Source organism: Micromonospora arida (assembly GCF_003857035.1).
In the GTDB taxonomy this organism is placed as follows: domain Bacteria; phylum Actinomycetota; class Actinomycetes; order Mycobacteriales; family Micromonosporaceae; genus Micromonospora; species Micromonospora arida.
This window is the reverse complement of the sequence record NZ_QGSY01000081.1, coordinates 1-25554: the sequence shown is the minus strand read 5'-3', so window position 1 is coordinate 25554 and position 25554 is coordinate 1. Positions and strand designations below refer to the sequence as shown.

General features: G+C 68.9%; 29 protein-coding genes. 6 read left to right on the top strand and 23 right to left on the bottom strand.

The window, feature by feature from the left end:
• Nucleotides 1-422, top strand: a 422-nt coding sequence (locus DLJ58_RS02840) for an RICIN domain-containing protein (protein ID WP_148097970.1), incomplete at its 5' end; no start/stop codon positions are given.
• A gap of 61 nt (nt 423-483) precedes the next feature.
• Here the strand turns inward: DLJ58_RS02840 and DLJ58_RS02835 are convergent.
• The 9 genes from DLJ58_RS02835 to DLJ58_RS02795 form a co-directional block, all read right to left on the bottom strand.
• A complete protein-coding gene (locus DLJ58_RS02835) occupies nt 484-870 on the bottom strand; it encodes an AtzH-like domain-containing protein (RefSeq protein ID WP_124853716.1) in 387 nt (128 codons plus the stop codon).
• Nucleotides 871-952: 82 nt separating this feature from the next.
• Nucleotides 953-2581 carry a regulator gene (locus DLJ58_RS02830; protein WP_124853715.1) on the bottom strand — a complete coding sequence of 543 codons (1629 nt, stop codon included), beginning with the start codon at nt 2579-2581 and terminating at the stop codon, nt 953-955.
• A gap of 12 nt (nt 2582-2593) precedes the next feature.
• Nucleotides 2594-3286, bottom strand: a complete 693-nt coding sequence (locus DLJ58_RS02825) for a cysteine hydrolase family protein (protein WP_124853714.1) — start codon at nt 3284-3286, stop codon at nt 2594-2596.
• A 9-nt stretch (nt 3287-3295) separates the two neighbouring features.
• On the bottom strand, nt 3296-3985 hold the full coding sequence (gene biuH / locus DLJ58_RS02820) for a biuret amidohydrolase (protein WP_124853713.1): 690 nt from the start codon (nt 3983-3985) through the stop codon (nt 3296-3298).
• Between the two features lie 37 nt (nt 3986-4022).
• Nucleotides 4023-5825, bottom strand: a complete 1803-nt coding sequence (gene atzF, locus DLJ58_RS02815; protein ID WP_124853712.1) for an allophanate hydrolase — start codon at nt 5823-5825, stop codon at nt 4023-4025.
• Between the two features lie 101 nt (nt 5826-5926).
• Nucleotides 5927-6592, bottom strand: a complete 666-nt coding sequence (locus DLJ58_RS02810) for a GntR family transcriptional regulator (protein WP_124853711.1) — start codon at nt 6590-6592, stop codon at nt 5927-5929.
• A gap of 98 nt (nt 6593-6690) precedes the next feature.
• Nucleotides 6691-8337 (bottom strand): thiamine pyrophosphate-binding protein, encoded by a 1647-nt coding sequence (locus DLJ58_RS02805; protein WP_124853710.1) that lies wholly within the window; start codon nt 8335-8337, stop codon nt 6691-6693.
• Nucleotides 8338-8349: 12 nt separating this feature from the next.
• On the bottom strand, nt 8350-9111 hold the full coding sequence (locus DLJ58_RS02800) for a cyclase family protein (RefSeq protein ID WP_124853709.1): 762 nt from the start codon (nt 9109-9111) through the stop codon (nt 8350-8352).
• A 213-nt stretch (nt 9112-9324) separates the two neighbouring features.
• Nucleotides 9325-9759 carry an ATP-binding protein gene (locus DLJ58_RS02795; RefSeq protein ID WP_158629537.1) on the bottom strand — a complete coding sequence of 145 codons (435 nt, stop codon included), beginning with the start codon at nt 9757-9759 and terminating at the stop codon, nt 9325-9327.
• A gap of 185 nt (nt 9760-9944) precedes the next feature.
• On the opposite strand from DLJ58_RS02795, the gene DLJ58_RS02790 reads away from it, so the two are divergent.
• A complete protein-coding gene (locus DLJ58_RS02790; protein ID WP_124853707.1) occupies nt 9945-11201 on the top strand; it encodes a PP2C family protein-serine/threonine phosphatase in 1257 nt (418 codons plus the stop codon).
• Between the two features lie 271 nt (nt 11202-11472).
• Here DLJ58_RS02790 and DLJ58_RS02785 read toward each other — a convergent pair whose 3' ends face one another.
• The 7 genes from DLJ58_RS02785 to DLJ58_RS02750 all read right to left on the bottom strand — a co-directional run bounded on the left by DLJ58_RS02785 (nt 11473) and on the right by DLJ58_RS02750 (nt 16939).
• Nucleotides 11473-11859: a hypothetical protein gene (locus DLJ58_RS02785; RefSeq protein WP_124853706.1), complete on the bottom strand. Its 387-nt coding sequence runs from the start codon at nt 11857-11859 to the stop codon at nt 11473-11475.
• Nucleotides 11860-12281: 422 nt separating this feature from the next.
• Complete coding sequence (locus DLJ58_RS02775; protein ID WP_124853704.1) at nt 12282-13298, bottom strand: ABC transporter permease subunit; 1017 nt, start codon at nt 13296-13298, stop codon at nt 12282-12284.
• Complete coding sequence (locus DLJ58_RS02770) at nt 13295-14176, bottom strand: ABC transporter ATP-binding protein (protein ID WP_124853703.1); 882 nt, start codon at nt 14174-14176, stop codon at nt 13295-13297. Before DLJ58_RS02770 ends, DLJ58_RS02775 begins: the two co-directional genes overlap by 4 nt.
• The gene (locus DLJ58_RS02765; protein ID WP_124853702.1) at nt 14173-14562 is read right to left on the bottom strand and encodes a GntR family transcriptional regulator; all 390 of its coding nucleotides are present in this window, start codon (nt 14560-14562) and stop codon (nt 14173-14175) included. Before DLJ58_RS02765 ends, DLJ58_RS02770 begins: the two co-directional genes overlap by 4 nt.
• 248 nt (nt 14563-14810) lie before the next feature.
• A complete protein-coding gene (locus tag DLJ58_RS02760) occupies nt 14811-15392 on the bottom strand; it encodes a DUF4760 domain-containing protein (RefSeq protein WP_124853701.1) in 582 nt (193 codons plus the stop codon).
• A 365-nt stretch (nt 15393-15757) separates the two neighbouring features.
• Nucleotides 15758-16303, bottom strand: coding sequence for a carboxymuconolactone decarboxylase family protein (locus DLJ58_RS02755; protein ID WP_124853700.1), 546 nt, complete (start codon nt 16301-16303; stop codon nt 15758-15760).
• Between the two features lie 108 nt (nt 16304-16411).
• Nucleotides 16412-16939, bottom strand: coding sequence for a PadR family transcriptional regulator (locus DLJ58_RS02750; RefSeq protein WP_208740814.1), 528 nt, complete (start codon nt 16937-16939; stop codon nt 16412-16414).
• 62 nt (nt 16940-17001) lie between these two features.
• Here DLJ58_RS02750 and DLJ58_RS02745 point away from each other — a divergent pair, with 62 nt between their 5' ends.
• Complete coding sequence (locus DLJ58_RS02745) at nt 17002-17757, top strand: alpha/beta fold hydrolase (RefSeq protein ID WP_124853699.1); 756 nt, start codon at nt 17002-17004, stop codon at nt 17755-17757.
• Between the two features lie 3 nt (nt 17758-17760).
• On the opposite strand, the gene DLJ58_RS34835 is transcribed toward DLJ58_RS02745, so the two are convergent.
• Nucleotides 17761-17892: a hypothetical protein gene (locus DLJ58_RS34835; protein WP_279635828.1), complete on the bottom strand. Its 132-nt coding sequence runs from the start codon at nt 17890-17892 to the stop codon at nt 17761-17763.
• A 226-nt stretch (nt 17893-18118) separates the two neighbouring features.
• On the opposite strand from DLJ58_RS34835, the gene DLJ58_RS02740 reads away from it, so the two are divergent.
• Together DLJ58_RS02740 and DLJ58_RS02735 are read left to right on the top strand one after the other, a co-directional pair.
• The gene (locus DLJ58_RS02740; protein WP_124853698.1) at nt 18119-18697 is read left to right on the top strand and encodes a hypothetical protein; all 579 of its coding nucleotides are present in this window, start codon (nt 18119-18121) and stop codon (nt 18695-18697) included.
• A gap of 268 nt (nt 18698-18965) precedes the next feature.
• Nucleotides 18966-19571, top strand: a complete 606-nt coding sequence (locus tag DLJ58_RS02735) for a lytic polysaccharide monooxygenase auxiliary activity family 9 protein (RefSeq protein ID WP_124853697.1) — start codon at nt 18966-18968, stop codon at nt 19569-19571.
• Between the two features lie 79 nt (nt 19572-19650).
• Here the strand turns inward: DLJ58_RS02735 and DLJ58_RS02730 are convergent, their stop codons facing one another.
• From DLJ58_RS02730 to DLJ58_RS02705, 6 genes are all read right to left on the bottom strand, one after another.
• Nucleotides 19651-20010, bottom strand: a complete 360-nt coding sequence (locus DLJ58_RS02730; RefSeq protein WP_244218753.1) for a VOC family protein — start codon at nt 20008-20010, stop codon at nt 19651-19653.
• 205 nt (nt 20011-20215) lie between these two features.
• Nucleotides 20216-20359 carry a hypothetical protein gene (locus DLJ58_RS35010; RefSeq protein WP_341869893.1) on the bottom strand — a complete coding sequence of 48 codons (144 nt, stop codon included), beginning with the start codon at nt 20357-20359 and terminating at the stop codon, nt 20216-20218.
• Nucleotides 20360-20399: 40 nt separating this feature from the next.
• Nucleotides 20400-21266, bottom strand: a complete 867-nt coding sequence (locus DLJ58_RS02720) for a serine hydrolase (protein ID WP_124853695.1) — start codon at nt 21264-21266, stop codon at nt 20400-20402.
• A gap of 49 nt (nt 21267-21315) precedes the next feature.
• A complete protein-coding gene (locus tag DLJ58_RS02715; RefSeq protein WP_124853694.1) occupies nt 21316-21930 on the bottom strand; it encodes a hypothetical protein in 615 nt (204 codons plus the stop codon).
• Between the two features lie 229 nt (nt 21931-22159).
• A complete protein-coding gene (locus DLJ58_RS02710; RefSeq protein ID WP_124853693.1) occupies nt 22160-22660 on the bottom strand; it encodes a SigE family RNA polymerase sigma factor in 501 nt (166 codons plus the stop codon).
• Complete coding sequence (locus DLJ58_RS02705) at nt 22653-23534, bottom strand: hypothetical protein (protein ID WP_124853692.1); 882 nt, start codon at nt 23532-23534, stop codon at nt 22653-22655. The genes DLJ58_RS02710 and DLJ58_RS02705 overlap by 8 nt, the downstream gene beginning before the upstream one ends.
• 974 nt (nt 23535-24508) lie before the next feature.
• On the opposite strand from DLJ58_RS02705, the gene DLJ58_RS02695 reads away from it, so the two are divergent.
• A partial coding sequence (locus DLJ58_RS02695; protein WP_148097969.1) for a glycoside hydrolase family 10 protein occupies nt 24509-25554 on the top strand: 1046 nt, incomplete at its 3' end.

Below are 25554 nucleotides of genomic sequence, written 5' to 3'. Positions count from 1 at the left end.
CTCCCCCGCCGTCGACCCCGCCGCCCGGCCAGCAGAACGTGCTGATCGCAAGCAGCCCGGCCAACCGGTGCATCGACATTCCCAACTCGAGCACGACGAACGGTGCTCGTCCGCAACTGTGGGACTGTCACGGTGGCACCAACCAGCGTTGGACCTACACCGCCAACCGCACGCTGACCGTGTACGGCAACAAGTGCCTGGACGCCAGCGGAGCGGGCAGCAGCAACGGCACCGCGGTCATCATCTGGGACTGCAACGGCCAAGCCAACCAACAGTGGAACCTGAACTCCAACGGCACCATCACCGGCGCCCAGTCGGGGCTGTGCCTCGACGCCGTCGCATCCGGCACGGCCAACGGGACGCAACTTCACCTCTGGGCCTGCCACGGCGGCGCCAACCAGCAGTGGAGCAGGCGCAACTAGTACCGCGCGCCATGTCGGAGTACGCGCCGCCCGGGTCCGGTCCCGGACGGCGCGTACTCCGTCAGCCGGTGGCCGCGGCCGAGACTGAAACGTGCGCGGTGACGATCCGCCAGCCGACGGGCAGGCGTACCCAGGTCTGGGTCTGCCGCCCGGTCGTGGCGGTGCCGTCGTACCCGAACCGGGTTGTCACGACCGCCAGGTCCGGGCCGAACGTGGTGATGATCGGGTCGACCAGCCGGCGACCGGCCGGCAACGGTGGCTGCGTCGCGCGCCACTTGCGCTGCTCGTCCAGCCCGTACTGATGGTCGGCGAGGCCGAACCGAACGGTCCGCTCGGAATCCCAGAAGTACCCGCAGATCAGGTCGGCGTCGCCAGCTGCCAGCGCCTGTTCATAGGCGGTGAAGGCCGCCGCCACCTCGGCGGCCACGTCCGTCCGGTCGATCTCCATGCGGTACGTCCCTTCGATCCGTTCGGTCAGGAACTTCCCGGGCCGGTCGAGAGCCGTGACGCCCCCGACCGGGCCGGCAGGCTCACCCGCTCAGGGGCGACGTCCGCTGCTCTTCCGCTGACCGATCGGTGACCGGCCCGGTCCGACCCGGTTCCACGTCCGGCTCGACCTCCTCCGGGCCGGGATCGCGGGGCGTGGGGCGGCCCAGCGCGAAGACCACACAGATCACCGCGACGAAGAGGTAGCCGAGCGCGACCTGGCCGTTGGCGTTCCACTCGATCCGTTCGCCGTGGATCAACCCGATGAACGACAACAGTGCACCGGAGCCGGCGAAGATCGCGGCCCGAACGAACCGCTTGTCGATGATGAAGACCACCACCGCGCCGAGCACCAGGCCGGCGAGGATCGCACCCTGACCCAGCACCAGAAGCCCGTCGTAGATCACGCCAGCGCCGTTGAGCGCATCGTCGCCGACCGCCGCGGCGGTAGTGCCCGCCGCCGCCAGAGCGTTGTCGATCTGCCCGGTCGCCCAGGCGGCGATGTTCGGAATCAGCGCGGCGACCACTGCGGCGGCGTGCGCCCTGGGGGTCGCCTGGAACGCCTGCGCCCCGATCAGCAACCCGATGTAGAGCAGAATCGGCACGATCGCCGCCGTCGGGAAGATCGCGCCGAGCAGCCCGAACATGCCGAGGAAGCAGAGCAACGCGATCACCACACCGGTCGCCATCGAGTAACCGCTGCGTCCACCCGCGGCCTTCCAACCCGGGTGACCGACATAGACGGCCGGTGGGAACGGCGACCCGAGCGCGGCCCCGATCACCGCACCCGCGCCATCGGCGAGCAGCACGCTGCGCAGGTTGTAGTTGTCCCCCGCGGTGGCCGCGCTCTCCACGTTCGTCATTCCCTCGGTGAAGTTGTAGACACCGAGCGGGATCGCCGTCGCCAGCAGAGGTGCCATGTCGGCCAGCCCGGCGAAGAGCAGGTCCAGCTTGAACGAGGGTACGGCGATCGCGACGTCCCGGGCGGCGGCCGTGACGTCCGGCACCGACATCGCACCGCCGGCCCAGCCGATCGCGGTACCGAGCAGCAGTGCGGCGAGTCCGATCGGGAAGTTGAACGGCAACTTCACGTCGGTCAACAACCCGATCAGCAGCAGCGCGAGGACCGGCAGGGCGACCCAGGCCATCCGCCACATCTGCCCGGCGGGGTTCATCGAGATGAACGTGATGGAGATTCCCGCAAGGGTGCCGAGCAGCGCGGCCCGGGGCGCGTACCGGCGGACGTAGGGCCCGACGAACGCGCCGATCAGCACGATCACGCCGATGATGAAGGCCCACGCCAGCCCGGCCTCCCAGGCCCGCACGGGATCCTGGGTGCGCAGGTAGATGGGGAGCATGATGACGAAGATGACGATGAACATGTGCGGCACGCTCGGCCCGTACGGCAGGGCCGTCACGTCGGTGCGGTTCTCCCGTCGAGCCAGCCGGCGGGCCAGGTAGGTGTAGTAGATGTTTCCGGCGACCAGGGCGATGCCCAGTGCCGGCAGGATGGTGCCGAACACCTCCCCCTCGGGGAGGTTCACCACGGCGAGGCAGAGCCCGGTCAGGGTGAGCACGTTGACCAGGACGTTGACGCCGAATCCGAAGAACGCGTTGGTGTCGCCGCGGACCCAGTACGGCAGCGCGACGCTTGTGGGTTTGGTCGAGACCATGACTGCTCCCGGTCAGGAGGAGGGCTGCAACACGGGGGTGGTGGGTAGCGCGGCGCGTACCTGCGCCGAGTCGGCGACCCAGCCGAAGATGCCGCCCTGGGCGGCGATCATGTCGAGCCCGACCCGGTGGAATTCCGGGAAGTAGGACCCGACGCAGTCGGCGAGCACGAGGCACTCGTACCCGCGGTCGTTCGCTTCCCGGACGGTGGTGTGCACGCAGACCTCGGTGGTGACCCCGGTGACCAGGAGGCTACGGATACCCCGCTCGGCGAGTAGGACGTCCAGGTTGGTGGCGTGGAAGGCACCCTTGCCGGGCTTGTCGATGACCGGCTCGTCGGGCAGCGGCCTCAGCTCGTCGATGATGTCGTGGCCGTACTCGCCGCGGACGAGGATGCGACCCTTGGGTCCGGGATCACCGATCCGCCTGCTCGGCGCACCGCGGCTGAGCTTGGCCGGCGGACAGTCGGACAGGTCGGGCAGGTGCCCCTCACGGGTGTGAACGACACTCAGGCCGACGGCGCGGGCGGCGGCCAGCAGCGCCGCGAGCGGTGCGATGGTGCGGCGCAACTGGCCGACGTCGTTGCCGAGGCTCTCACCGAACCCGCCGGGCTCCAGAAAGTCGCGCTGCATGTCGATGACGAGCAGCGCCGTGGTCGAGATGTCGAAGGCGTACGGGCCGGGCCGCGCCGCTGCGATGGTCACCATGGTCGCACCTCACTTGGCCGTGGCGGCGATGACGTCGTCGGATGTGGTGACGCAGCCGAAGACGCCGCCCTGCATGGTGACCATGTGCAGTGCCGCGTCGTGGTTGGCCTTGTCGGTGGCGCCGGTGCAGTCGGAGAGGATCAGGCACTCGTACCCCCGGTCGTTCGCCTCGCGCATCGTGGTGTGCACGCAGACGTCGGTGGTGATGCCGGTGAGGATCAGGTGGGTGATGCCCCTGCTGCGGAGCACCAGGTCGAGGTTTGTCGCGTAGAAGGCACCCTTGCCGGGCTTGTCGATGATCACTTCGCCGGCCACCGGGGCCACTTCCGGCACGATCTCCCAGCCCGGCTCGCCCCTGACCAGGATCCGGCCGGCCGGGCCGGGCGCGCCGATCTCGGCGCCGATGCGCGCCGAACGCCACAGCTTGTTCGCCGGCAGGTCGGACAACTGCGGGTCGTGTCCCTCCCGGGTGTGCACGACAAGCATCCCGAGCGATCGCGCGTGCTCGAGCAGCCGGGCAGTGGCCGGCAGGCCGGCCCGGGTGAGGCCGATGTCGTAACCCATCGCGTCGACGTAGCCGCCCGGTCCGCAGAAGTCGGTCTGCCAGTCGATGCAGAGCAGTGCGGTACGCGTGGTGTCCGCCGCGCCGTCGTAGGGCCACGGGTAGGGGTTGGCCGATACCGGCCCGATGCTGCCCATCCTCTCGCCTCCTGTCGTGATCGCTGATGCTGGCGCGTCAGCGCCGGGCGGCGGATCGCCGGTAGGCCCGCCACCCGCCGCTGGCGCTGATGTCCTCGGCCGGCGGGCCCGCCGCGTACGCTTCGCAGAGGAAACCGAGCACGTCACGTCCGTCGTGCAGCTGGACCCAGCCGAGCGAGAGAGGTGCTGGCACTCCGGCCAGCAACCCCCCGAGAGCCGCGCTGGGCAGCCGCCACAGCTCGACCTCGATCGGGTGACCGTTCGCCCCGTCTCGGCCGATCCGGACCAGGCCTGGCAGCCCTTCGCCATCGGGCGTGTCCATCCGGTACAGCCGGTAGAGCGGCGCGGTGCGGGCGGTACCGGCGAGGACCGCGCCGCGCCCGAGCAGCTCGCCGTTGCGGGATTCGCCGGTCAGGTGCCGGCCGACCACGGCGACAAGCAGTTCAGCCGAGCGCTGGGGCGGCGGCGGGCTCGCCTCGACCATCTGGGTCGACGCCCCGCCCTCGGTGACCGCGGCGGCCAGCCGGGCCAGGGTGGTGTCGCTGAACGCCGGGCCGACCAGGGTCAGGCTCGCCGGGCGGCCGGAGCTGGTGAACCCGTTGGGTACGGTCACCGCAGCCAGGTCGAGCAGATTCGCGAACTGGGTGTAACGGCCGAGCATCGCGTTACGCCCGATCGGATCCTCGGCGATCTCGTCGAGCGTGAAGGTGGTGCCGACGGTGGGCACCACCAGCACGTCGACGTCCTGCCAGAGCTGGTCGACCTGGGCTCGCAGTTCGCGCAGGCGGTGCTGACCGCGGAAGGCGTCGATCGCGTCGTAGCGACGCCCGGTTTCCAGTACGGCACGGGTCACCTCGAAGACCGACTCGGGGTGCGACCGCAGGAAGCCGTCCAGGGCGACGAGCCGCTCGGCCACCCAGGGCCCCCGGTAGAGCAGGTCGCCCGCCTCGAAGAAGGCACCGAGCGGCACCGACCGACGGGACCCGACGAAGGTGTGCAGCCGTTCCACGCCCGCCGCGAACCGGGCCTGCTGCCCGCTGTCGCCGAAAAACTCCAGGTCCTCCACCCGGGGCACCCCGAGGCGGAGCGTCCCCGGCAGGCGGGGAACCACCCGCTCGGCCGGGAATGGACGTCCCCAGGGGTCGGCCGAAGTGACCGCCCGGGCGGCGTGCAGCACGTCGAGGGCGCCAGCCACGTCGGGGGTGAAGACCGACACGCAGTCCAGTGAGCGGCAGGCGGGCACCACGCCGGCCGTACTGAGCAGACCCCGGGTGGGTTTGAGACCGACAATCCCGTTGAGCGCCGCCGGCACCCGACCGGAGCCGGCGGTGTCCGTACCCAGGGCGAAGCTGACCTGGCCCGCAGCTACGGCGACCGCTGAGCCGGAGCTGGAACCCCCGGAGATGAGGCCGCCGCCGAACACGCTCTGGCAACTGCCGTACGGCGAGCGGGCACCGGTCAGACCGGTGGCGAACTGGTCGAGGTTGGTCTTGCCGACAAGCAGCGCGCCGGCGTCGAGGAGTCGCCGCACCACGGGCGCGTCCTCGACGGCCTCGTACCCGAAGTCGGGGCAGCCCGCCGTGGTGACCATGCCGGCCACGTCGATGTTGTCCTTCACCGCGAACGGGATCCCGTACAGCGGCAGCGCGGGATCGCCGTGGCGGCTCAGCGACTCGGCGCGCTCACGCAGACGATCGGCCGGGACGGTGCTGATCCAGACCGGTCCGTCGTCGTGCCCGGCGAGCCCGTCCAGGACTCGCTCGGCCTGGTCCGCCGGGGTCAGGCTGCCCTCACGGTACGCCGAACGAAGCTCCGAAATCGACCCTACTCGCTCTGGCATACTGTCGATTGTCGACTGTTCTGTTACGGGAACCCGCGCGTCACGTAACGACAACATGACGGCGCGTGGCCCTGACTCCGCCGGGCCACGGCCGACCTCGGCTAGCCCAGATACGAGCGAGCGCCGTGCCCGGAGAGCACGGTGAGCACCTCTTCCGGGTCTCCCCCGGCGACCGCCTCGAACAACCGCTCGTGCCGGTGGACACCGTCCAGCGGCTGCGCCAGCTCCGCCTCCCGGCGCAGGTTGATCGCCATGTAGAGCTGAAGCTTCACCAGGATCGAGCCGTACACAGCGGAAAGCTGACGGTTACCGGCGAGCGCCACAAGCGCGACGTGGAACTCCCGGTGCGACTCGGCGACCGCCATCCGGTCGCCGGCCCGGGTCGCCTCCCTCAACTGGTCCAGCGTCGCCCGCAGTCCGGCGAGGTCACTCTCCCTGGCGACCGGGATCCCCGCCCGTACCGAGAAGCGTTCCAGCACGTCACGCAGCTCGTACAGCTCCCGCACGTCGCGGTCCGAAAGGGTGGCGACCCGAACACCGCGCCGGGGCACGTGCTCGACCAGCCCCTGCTGGGCCAGCAGCCGCAGCGCCTCCCGCAACGGAGCCCGGCTGATCCCCAGCCTCCGGGTCAACTGCTCCTCCACCAGGCGCTCGCCCGGGTCGCTCTTGCCGCTGAGGATTTCCCGGGTCAGCCGAGAGACGGCGAGGTCCACCAGGCTGACGCTCTCCAGCTCACCATCCACCGTCGATGCGGCCACGTCGTCCACGCCGATGAGTCTGCCACCTGCCGCCGGACGACCCTCGTGTGCGCGCCCCGACGGGACCGGGTCGCCTACGCCTGACCTACGTGAGGTACGACGGTGGCTCAGTGGCCACGGAACGCCTCCTCCAACCACCACGAGCCGCGCGCGGCGCTGACCTTGGCGTCGATCACCAGCGGTCGGGTACGGGGACCAGCGAGCCAGTGGCGTACCGGTTCGAGGTCGTCGACGGTCCGGACGGTCAACCCGTCGCAGCCGTAACCGCGGGCGATCGCGGCCAGGTCGGTCTCGGGGAAGGTGACGGTCTCCAGCGGATGCCCGTCCGGGCCGAAGTGGTGCACCTCCGCCCCGTACGCCGCGTCGTCGTAGATCACCACGAGCAGGGGTAGCGCCAGCCGGACGGCGGTGACCAGTTCGGTGGCGGACATGACGAAGCCCCCGTCGCCGACTGCGGCCACGGTGAGCCGGTCCGGCCGGGCGACCGCCGCGCCGAGCGCACTGGCCAGCCCGAGCCCGACCGACTGGAACGCCTGGGTGAAACAGAACCCGGCCACGTCCGGCACGTCGAGCCACATCGACGGGTAGCCCATGAAGTTGCCGGAGTCGACCACCACCGTCCGGTCGGCCGGCAGCAGGTCGTCCAGGGCGGCCGAGATAGTCCTCGGGTCGATCGTTGCCGGCGCACCGCCGCCCTCATCCTGGTACGGAACGGTCCGCCACCGGCCATGGTCGCGAATCCGTTGTGCCAGCTCCGGCGTACGCCACCCGCCGATGGTTGCGCCCCCGGGCCCGCTGATGCCGACGCCCAGCCGGGCGAGCAACGCCTCGGCGACCGCCGTCACCTCGCCGGCCACCGCCAGGTCGACCGGGCGGTTGACCCCGAAGGCGGCCGGGTCGTGGTCCACCTGGACGACGACGGCGGAGGGTGGGATCAGTTCGCCGTGCCGGGTGGTCCACATGTTCAGCGTGCTGCCCCAGGCGACGACCAGGTCCGCCGTGCCGATCAGCTCGGCGGCGAACGGGGTGGCGAAGCCGCCGGCGACGTCGAGGTTCCACGGGTTCCCGGCGAACAGACCCTTCGCGGCGGCCGAGACCGCGAGCAGCGCACCGCACGCGTCGGCGAGCCGGGTCAGCGGTTCCCGGGCCGACCGGGCGCCCCGACCGGCGATGAAGACCGGTTGACGTGCGGCCTGAAGTGCGGCCAGCAACGGCTCGATCTGCGGAGCGGTGACCGGGGTCGGCGCGGCCGCCGGGACCGGGCCGGACCACGGTTCGGTCACCGCTTGCTGCACCTCCAACGGGAGGCCCAGCACCACCGTCGCGCCCCGGGCCGCGGCCCGGTACGCCGCGCCCGTGTCCTCGGCCGCGTGCGTCGCGCGTACCCGGTGGAAGTCGGCCCCGACCGCGGCGGCGAGTGCCGGCAGGTCGATGAAGAAGTTCGACCGCGGCGCGGTCGCCTCCGGGGCCAGAACAACCATCGGGGTACGGCTCTTAGCGGCCTCGGTGAGGCCGGTCAGCGCGTTGGTGATGCCGGGGCCTTGGTGCACCGAGAGCAGTCCCACCGTCGCGGCGGTGCGAGCGTACCCGTCGGCCATGCTCGCCGCGCCGCCCTCGTGGGCCGCCGCCACGAACCGGGCGCCGGCCGCGACGAGCGCGTTCGTGACATGGAAGTTGCCACTGCCGACCACCCCGAAGACGTGCCGTGCGCCGTGTCCGTACAGGACCCGCCCGACCACCTCGGCTACCCGCATCGGTGGCCCGGCCTACCGTTCGACAAGCGCGAGGACCCGGCACGGGCTGCCCGACCCGGAGACGATGGGCAGCGGCCCGGCGATCACCACCGCGCCGGTCGCCGGCAACTGCGCCAGGTTACGGAGCTGGGTCAGGCCGTACTTGTCCTGGCCGAGCAGGAACGAGTGGCACGGGAACGGCGGGTCGAACGAGTGCGCGGCCCCCGCGTCGGTCCCTACCGTCTCCACCCCGACACCCTGGATCGGCGACTCCTCGGCCAGCCAGCGGGCGCACTCCACGGAGATGCCCGGGGTGCGCCCGGCGTTGGCGTACCGCTCCGGGTCGTCGCCGTACGCGTCCCAACCGGTGCGGTGGAGCAGCCAGCCACCGGCGGGCAGGGCGCCGTGTTCCGCCTCCCACGCCTTGACGTGCTCGATCTCCAGCAGGAAGTCAGGGTCGTCGGCGGCGTCGGCGGCGTGGTCGATCACCACTGCCGGGGCGATCAACTGGCTCACCGGGACCTGCGACACGTCGGCGCCCTGTTGACCGGTGACCCAGTGCACCGGGGCGTCGAAGTGGGTGCCGGTGTGCTCGCCGGTGGAGAAGTTGTTCCAGTACCAGGCCGGACCACGGTCGTCGTACCGGCTGATCTCGCTGAGCCGGAACGGCCAGGTCTGGCCGAACTGCTCGGGCAGACCAAGGATCGGGGTCTGGTCCGACAGCGGAGCGGTGAGGTCGACAACCTGGATCCGGCCGCTGGAAAGAGCGGCGACAAACTCCTGCAGCACCGTCATGCGGCGACGGTACACCCGGGCTTCCTCCACGTTGGATCGTCGGAACGGTGCGACTTGGCGCCTTGCCCTCCGCGGCGACGTGGCGCCGCAGCTCTGCCGTTAACCGTCGCCCGGCGGTGGGCCAACGCGTGGCTACGCCGGCCGGTCACCGGCGCGCCGCGCCAGCACCGACGAGACAATTACGAGCAGTTCCTCGGGCCGCGCGGGTGACGGCTATCCGAGACTGCCGCGGGCGCGTGCCGCGATGCGGATGGTGGTGCCTGCGGGTCCGCTGTCGACGAGGAGGTAGTCGGCCATCTGACCGACCACCCACAGGCCCATTCCTCCCGTGTCGGACAGGGGCGGTCGCTCGGTGGGCGGAACGTAGCGAGCGGTGTTGAACCCCCGCCCCTGGTCGCTGACTTCACAGGTCAGCCGGCGGTCCATGAGCAGGCGTAAGTCACCTCTGCCGCCCCCGTGCCGAACCACGTTGATCATCAGTTCGTTGACCGCGATGACCCAGTTCTCGATTTCGTCGTGGTCGAGGCCGCACCGGCGACTGGCGGCCTCAACCTCGCGTCGGACGCGGTTGAGGTCGGCGAGGGTGAATGACATCGTGAGCAGGGGTTTCCTGACGGTGGGGGCATCGTGGTCGAGCGGCGGGTTCACCACTGATTCCCCTCCCTGTCGGACGTGAAGCCGGTGGCGTTGGGCGTGGACAGCGTCCCGGAACGGTTCACCAGGCGACCATTGCATCAATGTGACATGGGAAGGTACCCCACGTCGGAGGCACGACACTGTTGATCTCGGTCCTGACGTCCCGTCGGCGTCGTGCCGGCGTCTAGGCTGCGTGGGTGGCTGATGCCGAGGTGGTGACGAACGAGGAGCGGCTGCGACGTATCGAGGCGATCACCGATGCTGCCCTGTCGGGGCTGAACGTCGCCGAGTTGCTCGACGAGCTACTTGAACGGGTCCGGGACCTGCTCAAGGTCGACACCGCCACCATCCTCCTGCTGGACGACCACACCGGCGAGCTCGTCGCGACAGCGGCCAAGGGTCTGGAGGAGGAAGTGCGCCGCGGTTTCCGCATCCGGGTCGGACGCGGCTTCGCCGGACGAGTGGCGGCGACACGCGCGCCGGTCACGATCGATAACGTTACGCCTGATGACGTAGTCAACCCCATCCTGCTCGCCACGGGCGTACGTGCCCTGCTGGGCGTGCCGATGCTCGCCAACGGCAACCTCGTCGGCGTGCTGCACGTCGGCTCCCTGGCCATGCGGCGGTTCGGCCCCGACGACGTGCAGCTGTTGCAGCTGGTTGCCGATCGTGCCAGCTTGGCCGGTCAGGCTCGAGCGCAGGTCCTCGACCGGCAGGCGGCGCTGGCCCTGCAACACAGCCTGCTGCCCGGCCGGCTACCCGACATCCCCGGCCTGGACCTGGCCGCCCGGTACGTGCCCGGCCACGACCTGGGCATCGGCGGCGACTGGTACGACGTCTTCACCTTGCCCTCAGGCTGGCTGGGCGCCGTCATCGGTGATGTCTCCGGCCACGGTCTGCCCTCCGCCGTCGTCATGGGACGAATCCGCAGCGCGCTACGCGCCTACGCGCTCGATTCCGACGATCCCGCTACGGCGCTGACCTCCCTCGACCGCAAGATCCACCACTTCGAAGCGGGCACCCTCACCACCGCCGTCTACGCCCTGATCGCACCCGACCGCACGAAGGTGCACCTCTCCTCCGCAGGCCACCTGCCACCGCTGCTGGCGGTCCCCGGCCAGCCCACCCAGCCCGTCGACCTGCCGGTGGACCGGCCACTGGGTGTAGGCCGACCATCAACCAGTCGCCGCACCACCGTCCTGGACCTGCCGCCGGGCGCGGCGCTCGTCTTCTACACCGACGGACTGATCGAACGCCGCAGCGAAGTGATCGACACCGGCATCGAGCGCCTCGCTGACGCCGTGCGGTCCGGGCCAGCCGAGGCGTTGTGCGACCACATCATGGTCACCACCGCGGACGAGCACCCCAACGACGACATCGCCCTGCTGGTCATCCGCCGCCAACCACCACCGGATCAAGCCGCTGGGGCGGCTGATTCGGATGTACTGCGATAACCAACGGCAATCGCGCCGTTGTCGGATCGGTCAACGCCTGCAACTGCACCGCGGCCGGAGCCAACGGGTTCGTGGAAGCGCGCATCGGATCGGCTGGCTGTGCTGGGCGCGAACGACGCCGCACAGCGTCGACCAGAAACCGCGGCTCCGGCACGCGGGCTGCGGTGGGTGTCGCTCCGGTACCGGCAGACTGAGTCGGCGCACGCTCTCCCTGGCGGCACCGAACATCTAATGCCCCGCTTCAACCCACCTGCGCGCCACCAGTGGAGGATCAGCAGGGGGTCAGCTGCCAAGTCACCTTCGTCACGTTGACCGGTATATACAGGTCGCCCCCGGTCCCGCCGGCAGGAGCGCAGTTCTTGAAGGGAATCGACGAGCCGAAAGTGAACCCGGATATTACGGCGTCGCGGCCTGTGCCGTTGTAGAAGCTGAACCCCTGGATGCTGCCGGTCCACTCGCTGTTGGTCGTCAGAGACGGCGTCTCCACGGGACCCTGCGGCGGGTGATTCCAGTTGGGCCAGATGCAGAGCATGCCCTGCGGGCAGTTCCCGGCCCCCCAGCCTTGTATCGACACTCCGGGTGCTGCCGCCGAGGCGGCGGGGGCGGTGGCCAGCACGCCTGCGACGGATGCGGCGATGGCGATGGATTTCAACAGCACGCTTCACCTGCTTTCATTGATATCGGTAGATGCAAGTTTAAACTACCGGCGGAAAATTGACAGGTCAAGCACCTGAAACGACATAGTCCGGGCGGGTCACTCGGAAGCTGGCGTCCACCTGAGTCTGATGACGATTGAGGTCGTTTCAGGGTGGTATCAATCGGATGGCACTACGGCCTGCCAGCATCCGATCACCGCCCACGGTGGAGCCGACCCTGCTCTCACCCGACGGCGCCACTCGTCCCAGGCCAGGGCGGTCGGGAGGCGCGGACCGCCCTGGATGTGAAGCCGTACCGGGACCCGCTCGCGCTGCCGGGGTTGCGGCCCTTGCTCCTGGTCACGATCGTGGCCCGGGTGCCGGTGGCAGCCACCGCCGTGGTGATGACGCTGCACGTCCTCGATCCCGGCCACTGGCTGTGCCGTCAGACCAGTCGGCGGCGGACCCACCAGAGGGAGAACAGGGACAGCGCGACGGTCAACGCGAACAGCACGCCGAACTCCCGCCATTGCAGGTCCCAGAACTTCGAGCCGGGCACATAGCTCACCTTCAGGCTGAGGTTCTGCTTCCCCAGCCAACTCTGGCACGCCTCGCGCCCACCGGACGCCCTCGGCCCGCACTGGGTCATATCGGCCGGACCATTGAACTCCGCTCCGGTCGAGGTGATCGTGGTGCTCGACACGATCCAGTCACCCCTGCGGTCGGGCTCGAAATGGACCGTCATCCGCCCTGTGTCAGGGCTCATCGAGATCCCGTAATCACCGTCGAACTGCAGAGGGCTGACCGTGGTGACCGGCTGAGCCAGCCAGGGTCGCACCACGAACGGCGCGGCGATCTGCAGGCTGATCACCACCAGCAGGGTCACCGCCATCGCGGCGAGAGTCCGCCGCAGCAGCAGCCCGGTGGCGACACCCACCACGAAGGCCAGCGTCGCGTAGCCAATCGGCACAATCCCCCGGGCCGCGAACACCAACGGGTTCATCCGGTCCGCCGAGGCCCCGTCGATCGGCTGCGCCCACTCGGTCAGCACCAGGCTGAGCAGGCCGGCACCGAGCGCGGCGGCACCGCAGCCGGCCGCCAGTTTGACCAGCAGCCAGCGGCCGCGGCTGACGGACTGGCTGAAGACCATGCGGTACGTGCCGGACTCCAACTCCCGGGCCACCAGCGGTGCACCCCAGAAGATGCCCACCAGGGCGGGCAGCAGGTACAGGGCCCCGATGGCGGCGATGTGGAACTCACTCGCCCATCCCCGTTGCAACGCCTGCAGGAACGCCTCGCCGGCGGCACGACAGGCATCGCCCTGGCAGCCGGTGTATCCGGTCTGCGTGGCCAGCTCCGTCACCTCCGACCAGGTCAGCGCCAGACCGCCCAGGAGCACCAGCAACAGGGCGCCGGTGGCCAGGGCCGGAGTCCGGAACTGCCGCCAGGTCATCCAGATCATCGCTGTCCCTCCAGAACCCGGTCCGGCCCGTCGCCGGTGGCACCGCTCATGTACGCCAGCACGATGTCCTCCAGGTCCAGCCGGTCGACCTGCCAGGACGGGTCGACGATCGGCGCGGTGCTGCGCACCACCAGGGTCGACTGCACCTCGGTGTGACTCTGCTCGACCAGGGCTCGCCCGGCGCCCAGGTCGGCGGTGTCGCGCCGCCGCCCGACCAGACGGTGGTGGGTGGCGAGCAGGTCGTCCACGTCGCCGGCCACCCGCACCCGAGAGGCGACCAGCACGATCAGGTGGTCGCAGACCCGTTCCAGGTCGGCGACCAGATGCGAGGACATCACGATGCTCATGCCCTGCTCTGCGGTCAGCTCCATCAACCCCTGCAGGAAGTTGCGCCGGGCGAGCGGGTCGAGTGCCGCCACCGGCTCGTCGAGCAGCAGCAGATGGGGACGCTTCGCCGCGGCGACGGTCAGGGCCAGTTGGGCGCGCTGGCCACCGGAGAGCTTGCCCGCCTTCTGTGCCGGATCCAGGCCGACCTGGGCGATGCGCCGCTCGGCGAGCACAGCGTCCCAGGACGGGTTGAGGTGCGCGCCCATCCGCAGGTGGTCGGCAACGGTCAGACCGGCGTAGACCGGGGTGTCCTGCGCGACGAACCCGACCCGCGGCGACCCGCTGACCGGCCGCGCGCCGAGCACCTCGATCCGCCCCGCGGTCGGATCGAGCAGCCCACAGGCCAGTTGCAGCAGCGTGGACTTACCGGCGCCGTTCGGCCCGACCAGGCCCACGACGTGACCGGCCGGAATGTCCAGTGTGCAGTCCTTCAGTGCGGAACGCCGCCCGTACCGCTTGGTCAGAGCGTCCGCGATCAGGGCGCTAGTCATCCTCGGGCCTCCGAAAATGCCCGAAAGCTGCTGAGGAAGAGCGCCTCGATGCTCTCGTCGTCCAGGCCCGCCTCCCGTGCCTCGGTCAGCCAGCGGGCCAGGCCCTGCCGCAGCGGTTCGTGCTTGCTCAGCGAGTCGCCGCCGAGCGTGCGGGTGACGAACGTGCCCAGTCCTGGCCGGGCGGTGACCAGGCCCTCGTACTCCAACTCGCGATACGCCTTGGACACCGTGTTCGGGTTGATCGCGACCCGGGCCACCACCTCCTTCACGGTGGGCAACTTGTCGCCTTCGTTCAGGACTCCGAGCCGGAGCGCGTGCCGTACCTGTCGGATGAGCTGCATGTACGGCGCGACCCCGGACCGTGCGTCCAGGTGAAACTCGATCACCTCGCCACCCCATTCCACTAGTTGCCTAGCACAATAGGGCCATCGAAGGTCTGTCCGCTACCGAACGACGTCACCTCGCACCATGAGATCTCGGGCGACCACCTCGTCGAGCCACGCCAAGACCCCGGAACGGAGGCAGAGAACGACTGCCGCCATCGACTACCGCCACTCGACGCGGTGGAGCGAGGGCGTTTTCGGCAGATTCGCGACCGGAGCCACCGCGGAGACGAGCGCCCCGGCCCACGGGGTCAGCCCTCCTCGCCCGCCTCGGGTCGAGTCGTGGAGTCCCCGTCAGTGGCCCTTGTACGGGACTGCCCGGCCGACCTCAGGGCATCGGGATCGGGAAGTTGGTGCGTCTGTCGTTTCAGTGACGCCCAGGAATGCCGCTGCCACCAGGGCCTACGCAACGTGTGCCGATACGCCTTCCGCGCCAGCCATTCGAAGTAGATCCACTGATCTGGGCTGTTTTGACGCGTGCGCAGGTCGGCGATCATCGGCGACAGGATGACGAAGAGTCGGACGCACCAGTTCGACCAGAAGTCCAGGAACGCCCTGCGGTCAGCGTAGGAATTGCGGAGCAGGAAGCCGATTTGCGAGATCTGTATGCCCACAGCAGTAGCCGCAGCGCGCTCCTCCTCAGACCACTGTGCGTATTCCTTGTTCTCCAGTCCGTAGACCACGTCTCGCAGCGCCACGTTCTCGGCCGACCAGTGATTCGTCATCGCACCGGACAGAATGCCCCCGCGTGAGACGGACCGGCCGACCAACAACTGAACACACGAGATCAACGCAGCAACGATCGCCACCACGGCCGAAATCTGTGCGGTCAAGGCGCCCTCCCGCTGACCATCAGGAACGCGAACCCATGTTCCTGGGCGCCACTGCCCTGGATCATCCATCTTCGACGATGTCGTCAAGTGCCCGACCCGCAACAGCCCTCCATGCCTGCCGGTCTGCGCCGGTCATCCCGCTTGGGTCGGAACGTCCGGCCACGCCCGCTGAGGCGGGTCGACCGACCCAGGTGGCTGTCCCCAACGGATAGACAGTGACGAACTTTCCGCTGGCGGCCCGGGCACCTCGAACTCGACCGGCTGTGTGCCGGCGTTGAATCGAGTCTCATCGACGGGACGTGGTGGGCTCCAGTGCGCCTAGTCACGACGTTCGATGTGGGGTGCACAGGTACACATGACACTAGTCAGGGCCGCGCACCGTAAACGGCGGCGCCCATCGGCTTGTCGACTTCCAGGTCCGTTACCGCGGCGACCCGGGCGATCATCATGTACTGCCCGATCACCATCAGGAGTTCGACCACCTCGCGCGGGGAGAGCAGCCCGCTCAGTGCGGCGGTGGTCTCGTCGGGCGGGCGGACGTCGCGGACGACTTCGGTCGTGAACCGCAGGACGATCCGCTGGTCTGACGCGAAACAGTCGTCCCCGATCTCGTCGCGCCCGAGCGCGTGGATCATCTCGTCCGTGGCGCCGACGGAGCGGGCGATGGGCTCGTGCTGAGCCCACTCATATGTCACGTCGCTCAACTGGGCAACTCGCAGGATCGCGATTTCGCGGAGCAGTGGGTCGAGGGCCAGGTCCTTGAGCAGCGTGCCGCCCCAGCGCATCCAGTCCGGAAACGCCGTCTCGGCGTGGGCCATGACACGGAAGAAGCTCAGGGGAAGCGCGGCCTGCAGCGCCTCGCGGACCGGCGCAGGGGCATCGGCCGGGTTCACGTACGGCAAGCGGCTCATGTTTCCCCTTGGAAGCGGCAAATCGGGTGCCACGGACCATATCCCGATCCCCGCTGCGCCCGCCGCCGATCCGTTCGGATACCGCTGGTAGGACCCCGATGGCGGTGGTCATCGCGCGAGCGATGTCAGCATTTCCCGCAGCCAGGCAATCTCCGTGCGGCTAGTGGCGGTGGCGATGCGGAACAGCCCCCGGCGAAAGGGGTCGTCGGGGAAGTCGTCGGCGCGCAGTGGCCGGTCGCCGTCCCAGAAGAAGCTCGCTGGCTCGGTGAGGAAACTCAGCCTCCGACGCAGCACGGCACCCTGGGCCGCCGCGTCGTCGAGGTGGCGCAGGAAGGCCAGCAGCGTGAACCAGCGGTTTTCGTCGGTGATGAACAGCTCGTCGGGTGCGCGGAGCTGACGCAGCAACTCCGCCTGCCCGGCCGGGCTCAGGGTCAGCACGTGCCGTGGTGCCGCCATCTGGCCAGCCTGTACGTCGCGGCGCAGCAAGCCCGCACGTTCCATCCGCTTGATCGTCGGATACAGCGTCCCGTCCGCGATCGGCCGGACGTGGCCGGTGAGTGCGGCCACGCGCCTGCGCAGCTCGTAGCCGTGCAGCGGGGCGTCGGCCAGGAAGCCCATTATCGCGAACTCCAACACCGTGTTAGCTTACCTCGGCCGAGAGATACCTCGAACACGAGGTACTAGTCAGGAGGTATGTGATGCGCGGCGCCCAGGTTCGACCAGATGGCACGACGATCCGCTGGGTGGAACTCCCCGGCACCGAACCCACTCGGATCTACCTGCACGGGCTCGGTGCCTCCTCGCCGGCGTACTACGCGGCGGTGGCCACCAACCCCACCCTCAGCGGACAGCGCAGCCTGCTGATGGACCTGCTCGGACACGGCATCAGCGACCGGCCGACCGACGCCTCGTACACACTGGAGGAGCACGCCGACCTCCTCGCCATCGCCCTGTCGGCAGCCGGGGTCAGCGCCGCGCAGGTGATCGCACACAGCATGGGCGGCGCCGTCGCCATCGTCCTGGCGTCCCGCCATCCGCACCTTGTCTCCGCACTGGTCCTTGTCGACGCCACCCTCGACCCGCAGCCACCGGGCGAAGGCCTCGGCGCCCGCTACACAGAGGAGCAGTTCGTCCATGGCGGCGGCCGGTCCGAGACGCTCACCCGGGTCGGCACGGCCTGGGCGGCGACGATGCGGCTTACCGGCCCGGAGGCGCTTTACCGCACTGCGGCACACCTCGGCCGCGGCACAACCCCCACCATGCGTGAGCTACTGGTCGAACTGCCCGTGCCGCGCACATACCTCCATCCGGCCGACAACGAGCCGAGAGGTGCGCGCGCGCTGACCGACGCCGGCGTGCGGGTGGTCGCCGTACCAGAGGCTGGCCACAACATCATGCTGGACAACCCCGACGGCTTCGTCGCAGCCACAGAGGCGGCATTGCGCAGGCGGTGATCCTCAACCACCGGAGCGGGTGACCGGGCCGAATTCACGCTGATGCTCGTCGATGTTGCCAAAGCCGATCCAGACGTGTTGGAATGGCTCATATCGCCGCAGCGCGGGGGCAACCGCGCTGGGAACGGCCAGCACGGGAGCATCGCAGCGCCGGCAGCACGCCGCCTTGGCGGACGCTCGCCTGGCGGATCGCCGGGCCACCTCTACGACGACGGGCGCTTTGCCGGGCAATCGTCCTCGCCCGCCGTAGGTAACCCCGGCACGTGTCCCCCCAACGGCTGACGCCCTCGACGCCTGACCCGCCGGGGGCATCCGATTCGGCCTGCCAGCACCAGAACCGGCGACGAGGTGAGAAGCAATCATGATTTCCCGAGAGAACTTCGCGGGTTGGTACCGGAACCGCTTCGTGTGGGTAGCGGTGATCCTGCTGGTGGTGTCGGCCGGCGCGGTCGTACTGGTCAACCGGACCGACCCGCAGGCGAAGCCGGCGGATCTGCAATCGCAGATCATTGCCCGGATGCGGACCACGCTCGAACAGGCGGACCCGGGGCAGCACAACCACGCCGGCCACGCGGCCCAGCAGGCGGCCACCACGGAGAAGCCGGCAGTGATCTGCGGGGTCCGCGTCTACGGTTACGAGCCGACCGAGGCCACCGCGCTCGCCGACGTGCAGACGGTCTACGGCTTCCACCTCTGCGGGGTGGCCGAGAAGCAGCGCCCCTGGGACGTGGCGGTCAAACTGGCCGGTCCGGTGATCATGGACGTGTCCACCGCACCTCCGGGTATCCAGGTGGTCGAGGCGACCGCCGAGGTCAGGTTCATCGACCGACTGCGGCAGATGTTCCCGCCCAAGTACGCCGAGCCGGCGACCAGGGAAGCGCTGACCGAGTCGGAGATGGCCGACCTTCGGCGTCGGTACGACGCCGCAGCCGGCCTGTGACCGCACTGGGCGGCCGGTGGCGTGGTCGTTACCCGCACCCGGCTCCGAACCGGGCGGCTGCGGACACCCCGGTCAGCTCGATCCACATCCGACCATAGATAGATAAGCGTTGATATCTGAGTGGATAGATGCAACAGTTGGCTTGGGAGCGTTCCCATTCTGAGTTGCAGTCCCGAAGAGCGGAGGATGAACAGTGCGTTCACTCAAGTCCGATCGATCCGGCGGACGATCCCGGTCACCAGTCCGTCGGTCCCTGCGAGCGTTCGTCATGGTGTTCGCCATCGTGGCCGGCATGCTGCCCTTCACCGGGGCAGCCCAGGCCCACGGCACGATCATCAACCCGATGAGTCGCGCCTACCAGTGCTGGAAGACCTGGGGCAACCAGCACATGAACCCCGCCATGCAGCAGCAGGACCCCATGTGTTGGCAGGCGTTCCAGGCAAACCCCGACACCATGTGGAACTGGATGAGCCAGTTGCGGGACGGCCTCGGCGGCCAGTACCAGGCTCGCACCCCGGACGGGCAGCTGTGCAGCAACGCCCTGTCCAGGAACGACAGCGTGAACCAGCCCGGGGCGTGGAAGACGACCACCGTCAGCCGCAACCTCACGGTCCAGCTGTACGACCAGGCCAGCCACGGCGCTGACTACTTCCAGGTCTACGTCACCAAGCAGGGGTTCAACCCATCCACCCAGAAGCTCGGGTGGGGCAACCTCGACCTGATCACGACGACCGGGCGCTACGCGCCGGCGCAGAACATCTCGTTCAACGTCTCGCTCCCGTCACGCAGCGGGAACCACATCCTGTTCGTGCTCTGGAGGGCGTCGCACCTGGACCAGACCTACATGTGGTGCAGCGACATCAACGTCACCTGATCGACAGTTCCAACAACTGCGACGCTGATCCGGCCCAGGGCGTGGACGCCCTGAGCCGGATCAGTCCTTCCGTTGGAGGTCACACGTCGGCTTCAAGAGCGAAGGTGTTGCCGTCCGGGTCCTGGAACCATGCGATACGTCCACCTCCGGCCCGCGCGGTGATCCCCTTGTCGTCGTGCTCGAACTGCTCGTAGCGAACGAACTCGACGCCGGACGAGGTGAGCTCGTCGACGACCTGGTCGAGGTCCTCGACGTACCACGTCGCCAACGTCGCCGAGGTCTTCCCGGCGGTGACCGACTGGTAGACGTTCAGCGCCGGACCGCCACCGGAGCCATAGACGCGGCTGCCGTCGGCGATGGTGGCGCTGGGGCCGGACCGCAGCGCCCGCAGACCGAGCACCCCTTCGTAGAAGGCGACGGCCTTCTGAATGTCGGACACGGCGACCGAGGCTCTGAGATGGTACGTACTCAAGGGCATGAACCACTCTGGCAGATGCTCGACGAATGGGGGCGCCGAATCGGAGACCCTCAAGTCCGCGCGCTGCGGGAGATGCGATAGAGCACGTTCGAACGCAGGGCCCCTTCGGGTTCGGTGGGATCGTCGAAGTCGTCGGCCGGGTTCCGGGTCATGCCGATCCGGCGCATCACCGCCTGGGAACGAAGGTTGGTGGCCGCTGTGACAGCGAGGAGCGGGCGAGCCGCCAGCCGATCTCCACTCCTGTGAACGGCATGTCGTCGTCCACGTCATCCAAGCCCGCGAAGCCGATGAACTCGCCCGTGGCCTGCACCTCGACCGCCCACCACCCGTAGCCTCGCTGGCGCTGGGCCCTACCCCTGCGGAGGACCGTCGCCCGCAGTGGCGGCACGCAGCTCCTTGAGCACGTACGTGGCGGCCTTTTCGACGACGCGGACGCCCTCTTTCTGGCTCACGTGATGGTCGGAGAGCACGGCGATCAGCCAGTCATGACGGGCCTCGACGATCCGTCCGATGCTGTTGACCAACCAGCGGCCGCCGTCGACATCAGCGGTGTCCCAGCCGTTCTTGACGTACTCGGAACGACTGCCCGGCTCCCCCGCGGCGGTGACACCCCATCGCTGCTCGGGGATCACCTTCTTCATCAGGCCCATGATGAAGGTACGGTCCTGCGGGGTCAGCGGTCCCGTCGGTGACGTCAGCGCGGTCAGCAGACGAAGCTGGTCGGCGACCGTGGTCGTGGTGAGTCCCCAGTGCGAGTTGGGCTTCGTCTCACGCAGACCGAGCGCGCGGTTCGCGGCGGTGAGGCCGCGCGAGCCCCCGATCCGCTGCCACAGGGCCACCGCGGCATCGTTGTCACTGGACACGATCATGGCCTCGGCCAACCGTCGGGTGTCAGAACCCAGGACCTTGCCCGGTGGGTTCTGACGCAGCAGAAGAGCCGCGAGGATGTTGACCTTGACGATGCTGGCGGTCTCGAACCGTTTGGCGCCGACCGTCACCGAAGCCGTTCCTTGTCGATCCAGTGCCGCGACCGCCAGGTGGCCGTCGTACCGCTCCACGTAGGCCTCGATACGCGTTCTCGCCTGGCCGATCCAGTCGATGGCCGGCGTCGTGGGGATCGGGCTGGCAGGAGAGGAACCGTGCGATGATCCGGCTCCGTCGCCGTCGCGGCCGCGCGTGGCACCGAAAGCGGCCGTCGCAACGCCGGCCAGCGACATGGTGGCCGCGGAGAGGACCCAGCGTCGCGGCAGCTGCCGCCCTTTCCGCTCAGCCAAGGCGGGCCACCGCCCTCGCCGCGACCGAGTCCACCACGGCCTGGCTGCCCGGATCGGGCAGGCGGACCGTCGAGACCGTCTCGCCTCGTTTCACCATCACGAAGTACGTGACGGTGTTCGGGGTGTCCGCATGCGCGATACGACCTCGAATGAGCATCCCGGTGCCCTCCAGATAATGCGGATCGACGACGTCGAAGGAGACCTGCGATCCGAGGACCGGGTAGCTCGCACACCGCAGGAGGACCCGACGGACGTCATCGACGTTCCGCTCGGCCCATCCACTTTCGTACGTCTCCACGACGTGGTGGGCCCGCGACGAGCCGTCAGACAGCCGGTAGTAGCGCTCCACGGCAGCGCGCCGATGCGACTTGGCCGGGTAGTCGCTGCTCTTGTAGTTGGGGCAGCTGTCCTGCTCCCACGGCCAGGACGCCAGACCAGTTCGCGCATCGTCCTCCTGCCAGTCCCCTCCCAGATCGCCCGCCCCCAGCAGCGGGCTCGGATCGCCCCGTTCCGCGTTCGCGGTGTGTCGCTCGCCGGGGCCGACACCGGACTCCCCCCGATGGCACCCTGCGGCCATCACCAACAACGCCGACAGGACCGCCGGCACGACGGCGACCGAACCTCGGCCTCTGCCGCGAATCCGGCCTCGGCTCGTCCTGCTGCTCGACACGGACACCGAAAACCTCCCCAAACGCAGATACTTGCCGCCACACGTGGCGCTTCGGCCGACGACGCGTGGCGGCACCTTCGTCGCCGCCGCAGCACCGACGCGGCGGTTGCCGGCCGACGTCCGACACCATCGGGACCCGTCACACCCCGGCCGCAGACGGGAGCCGTCAATGGCGTTCCTCGGCGAACAGCTCGGAACGGGTCTCGCCGAGCAACTCGCGCAGGCGGCTGAGGGAGCGCATGCTCTGGCTCTTGACGACGGCGATGGAGACGCCCACAACCTCGGCGGTCGCCTCCACGCTCAGGTCGTCCCAGTAACGCAGGACGATGATCGCCCGGTCCCGCAACGGCAAGGTGGCGACTGCGTCCAGCAACGTCATGCGCAGCTCGGCCGGATGTTCCTCGCCCCGCTCCGGAGGCGCCGACATCGCCAACTCGCGGCTGGAACGACGTCGCTGCTGGTCGATCATGCAGCGCAGAAGTATCTTGCGGGCGTACGCGTGGGGATCGTCGGCCCGGCGGACCCGCCTCCAGTTGGCGTACACCTTGGCCAGCGTCGTCTGGGTGAGGTCCTGGGCGAGATGCCAGTCGTGGCACATCAGGAACGCGGCGTCGCGCAGCCGGCCAGCGGCCGCCTGCGCGAACTCCACGAAGTCTTCGTCAGCCATTCGACCGGGCCAACTTGGGGAACCTCTTGGCACCGTTGATGACGTACTCGGCCGGCAGTTGCGTCCCCCAGATCGGGTTGCCGGCGATCTCGGTCGCCTCCTTCACGGAGAGGACGGCCGGTGCCGGGACGGTTCCCTTGGGGTCCCAGACCAGACAGGTGGAGATCATCAAATTGACCTGGAGGCCGCCGCTGTGGTGCACGGTGACCATCTCGTTCTGCACGCAGTTGCCGGGCATTTCGGTGAGCTCCACCGTCCCCGGGACCGGGTTTCCACCGAGGTTGTCCCGGTAGATGGAGAGCCGCACCATGCCCGGCCCATCGCCTCGGTCCAGGTAGAGCTGGACGTACGGCATACCGGGGCCCGCCCCGCTGCTGTGCAGACTCGCATAACCGCTGGTCTCCCCCTTGGGCAGCAGCCGGGTCAGCAGTTCCAGGGCGCCCTGCGGTGTGGTGGTCAGCAATTCACCGTCCGGGCCCGCCCCCATCCTCAGGGTGTCGATCACCGTGGTCGAGGGAACCGGCGGACGGGGGTCCCCGCGCTGCTCCTCGCCGGTGCCCGACTTCAACCCGCCCGGGGCACCATCGGAGGACCCGGCCGGGGACGGCGTGGCGGTGTCGACCGACCCACCCGACGAACCGACGTTCAGCCCGCCAGGCTGACCTGTGTCATCCGCACCGACGCCGAGCGGCCCGGCGGCCAAGCCGATCACGAGCAGCATCGCCAACGCCGATCCGCCGGCACCGAACTGCGCCAGGCGACGCTGGCGACGAAGTCGGCGGCCCTGCACCACAGACTGCTGGACCAGGTCACCCAATGGCGGGGCGGGGTATCGGGCCAGGTCGTCCCTGAAACGCCCACGCACGTCGCCCATGTCCCTTGTTCCTCCTCGGCCGACCGCCCGTAGTGGCGATCCGTCACTGACCTGACGGGTTGACCGGCCGATTTGGTTACCGAATTTCGGCGCGAATTTTCAGCACCCGCGTCGTCGGAACCCGGTGTTTTCGCTAGGTGTGCGGCCACCTCCGTAGCGTCACGCTCCCCTATGCCAGGTGCGTTGCTGCGGGCGGTTCGAGCAGCTGAAGCTGCTGGCGGTCCCGGCCCCTGCCGCAGGGGCGACACAGTGCGTTGAGGCACAACCCGCAGAGCATCCTAGGAGGTTAGGTCGTCGACATGGGAGCAGCGGACGACATGCTCCGGATCCGCCTGACCAACGTGTTTCATCCAGTCGGGGCAAGGGTTCGCGGTGCTGATGCGGCAGTTCACCCCCGAGGCCGACGAGCGGCCGCAGGCCCAACGGTTCGTCGACTCGCGCTCTGCGCGGCGTACGCAGAAGGTTCCGCGATTCGCCACAGCACGTGGAGCCCGCCGATGCGTACGTCCAGCTTGTCGCTTCCGGTCTGGTCCACCGCGTTACGCGGGTCGACCAGCCACCTCGCGAGGACTCCCACCCTTGCGCCCGGATCCGTAACAGGTCCGAAACTACCGGTTGAAAACTCTGGAATTTTCTGCCAGCCTGAGAGCCATCGACAAGTGTGAACGTTAACAAGATCCGTTAGCACTGGAGGCGCTCCACGCGACCGTCGGGCCCACCCACCTGCCAGGTGACCACGTCCACCACCGAAAACGCCCAACGCCCGCAACCACCCCCCGACGGGCGACCGGGCCTACCTGTCACCGCCCTTCACCCGCTGGCCAGGTAGCCCGAACGACTCGCATCCGGGCTGGTGCCCTGACGTGAGCCCCGGCCCGCCCGGGCGGACTCGACATCGTGCCCGCCGCCATCCGAGCGGGCCTCCCAACGGAACAGCAACAGGAATCTTTTACCCCCACCACAGGAGGATCAGCATGGTTCCCCGGACCCGTCCCATCAGGCGCACCCGCCTGCGAACGCTCACTCTTTCCGGAACAGCCGCGATAATTCTGGCCCTGGTCGTGTCGCTGCTGCCCAACCTGGCCCAGGCCGCCGAGACGACCCTCGGTGCCGCCGCAGCCCAGTCCGGCCGGTACTTCGGTGCCGCCGTGGCCGCCAACAAACTCAACGACAGCGCCTACACGACGATCCTGAACCGCGAGTTCAATGCCATCACCCCCGAAAACGAAATGAAGATCGACGCGACCGAGCCGCAGCAGAACAACTTCACCTTCGGCAACGCGGACCGGATCGTGAACCACGCCATCTCCCGGGGATGGAAGGTCCGCGGCCACACCCTGGCCTGGTACTCGCAGCAGCCGGGCTGGATGCAGAGCATGGAGGGCACGACGCTTCGCAACGCGATGCTGAACCACGTCACCCGGGTGGCCACCTACTACCGCGGCAAGATCTACTCGTGGGACGTGGTGAACGAGGCGTTCGAGGACGGCAACAGCGGCGCCCGTCGTAACTCGAACCTGCAGCGCACCGGCAACGACTGGATCGAGGCGGCGTTCCGCGCCGCCGACGCGGCCGACCCGGACGCGAAGCTCTGCTACAACGACTACAACACCGACAACTGGACCTGGGCCAAGACGCAGGCCGTGTACAACATGGTGCGCGACTTCAAGTCTCGTGGGGTGCCGATCGACTGCGTCGGCTTCCAGTCGCACTTCAACGCCAACTCGCCGTACAACAGCAACTACCGCACCACGCTGTCCAGCTTCGCCGCCCTCGGGGTGGACGTGCAGATCACCGAGTTGGACATCGAGGGATCGGGCACGACGCAGGCCAACACCTACCGCAGTGTGGTCAACGACTGCCTCGCCGTGGCTCGCTGCAACGGCCTCACCGTGTGGGGTGTGCGCGACTGCGACTCGTGGCGCTCCAGCGGTACTCCGCTGCTCTTCGAGTGCAACGGCAACAAGAAGGCCGCCTACACGGCCACCCTCGAGGCGCTGAACAGCGCGGGCCCCGGCAC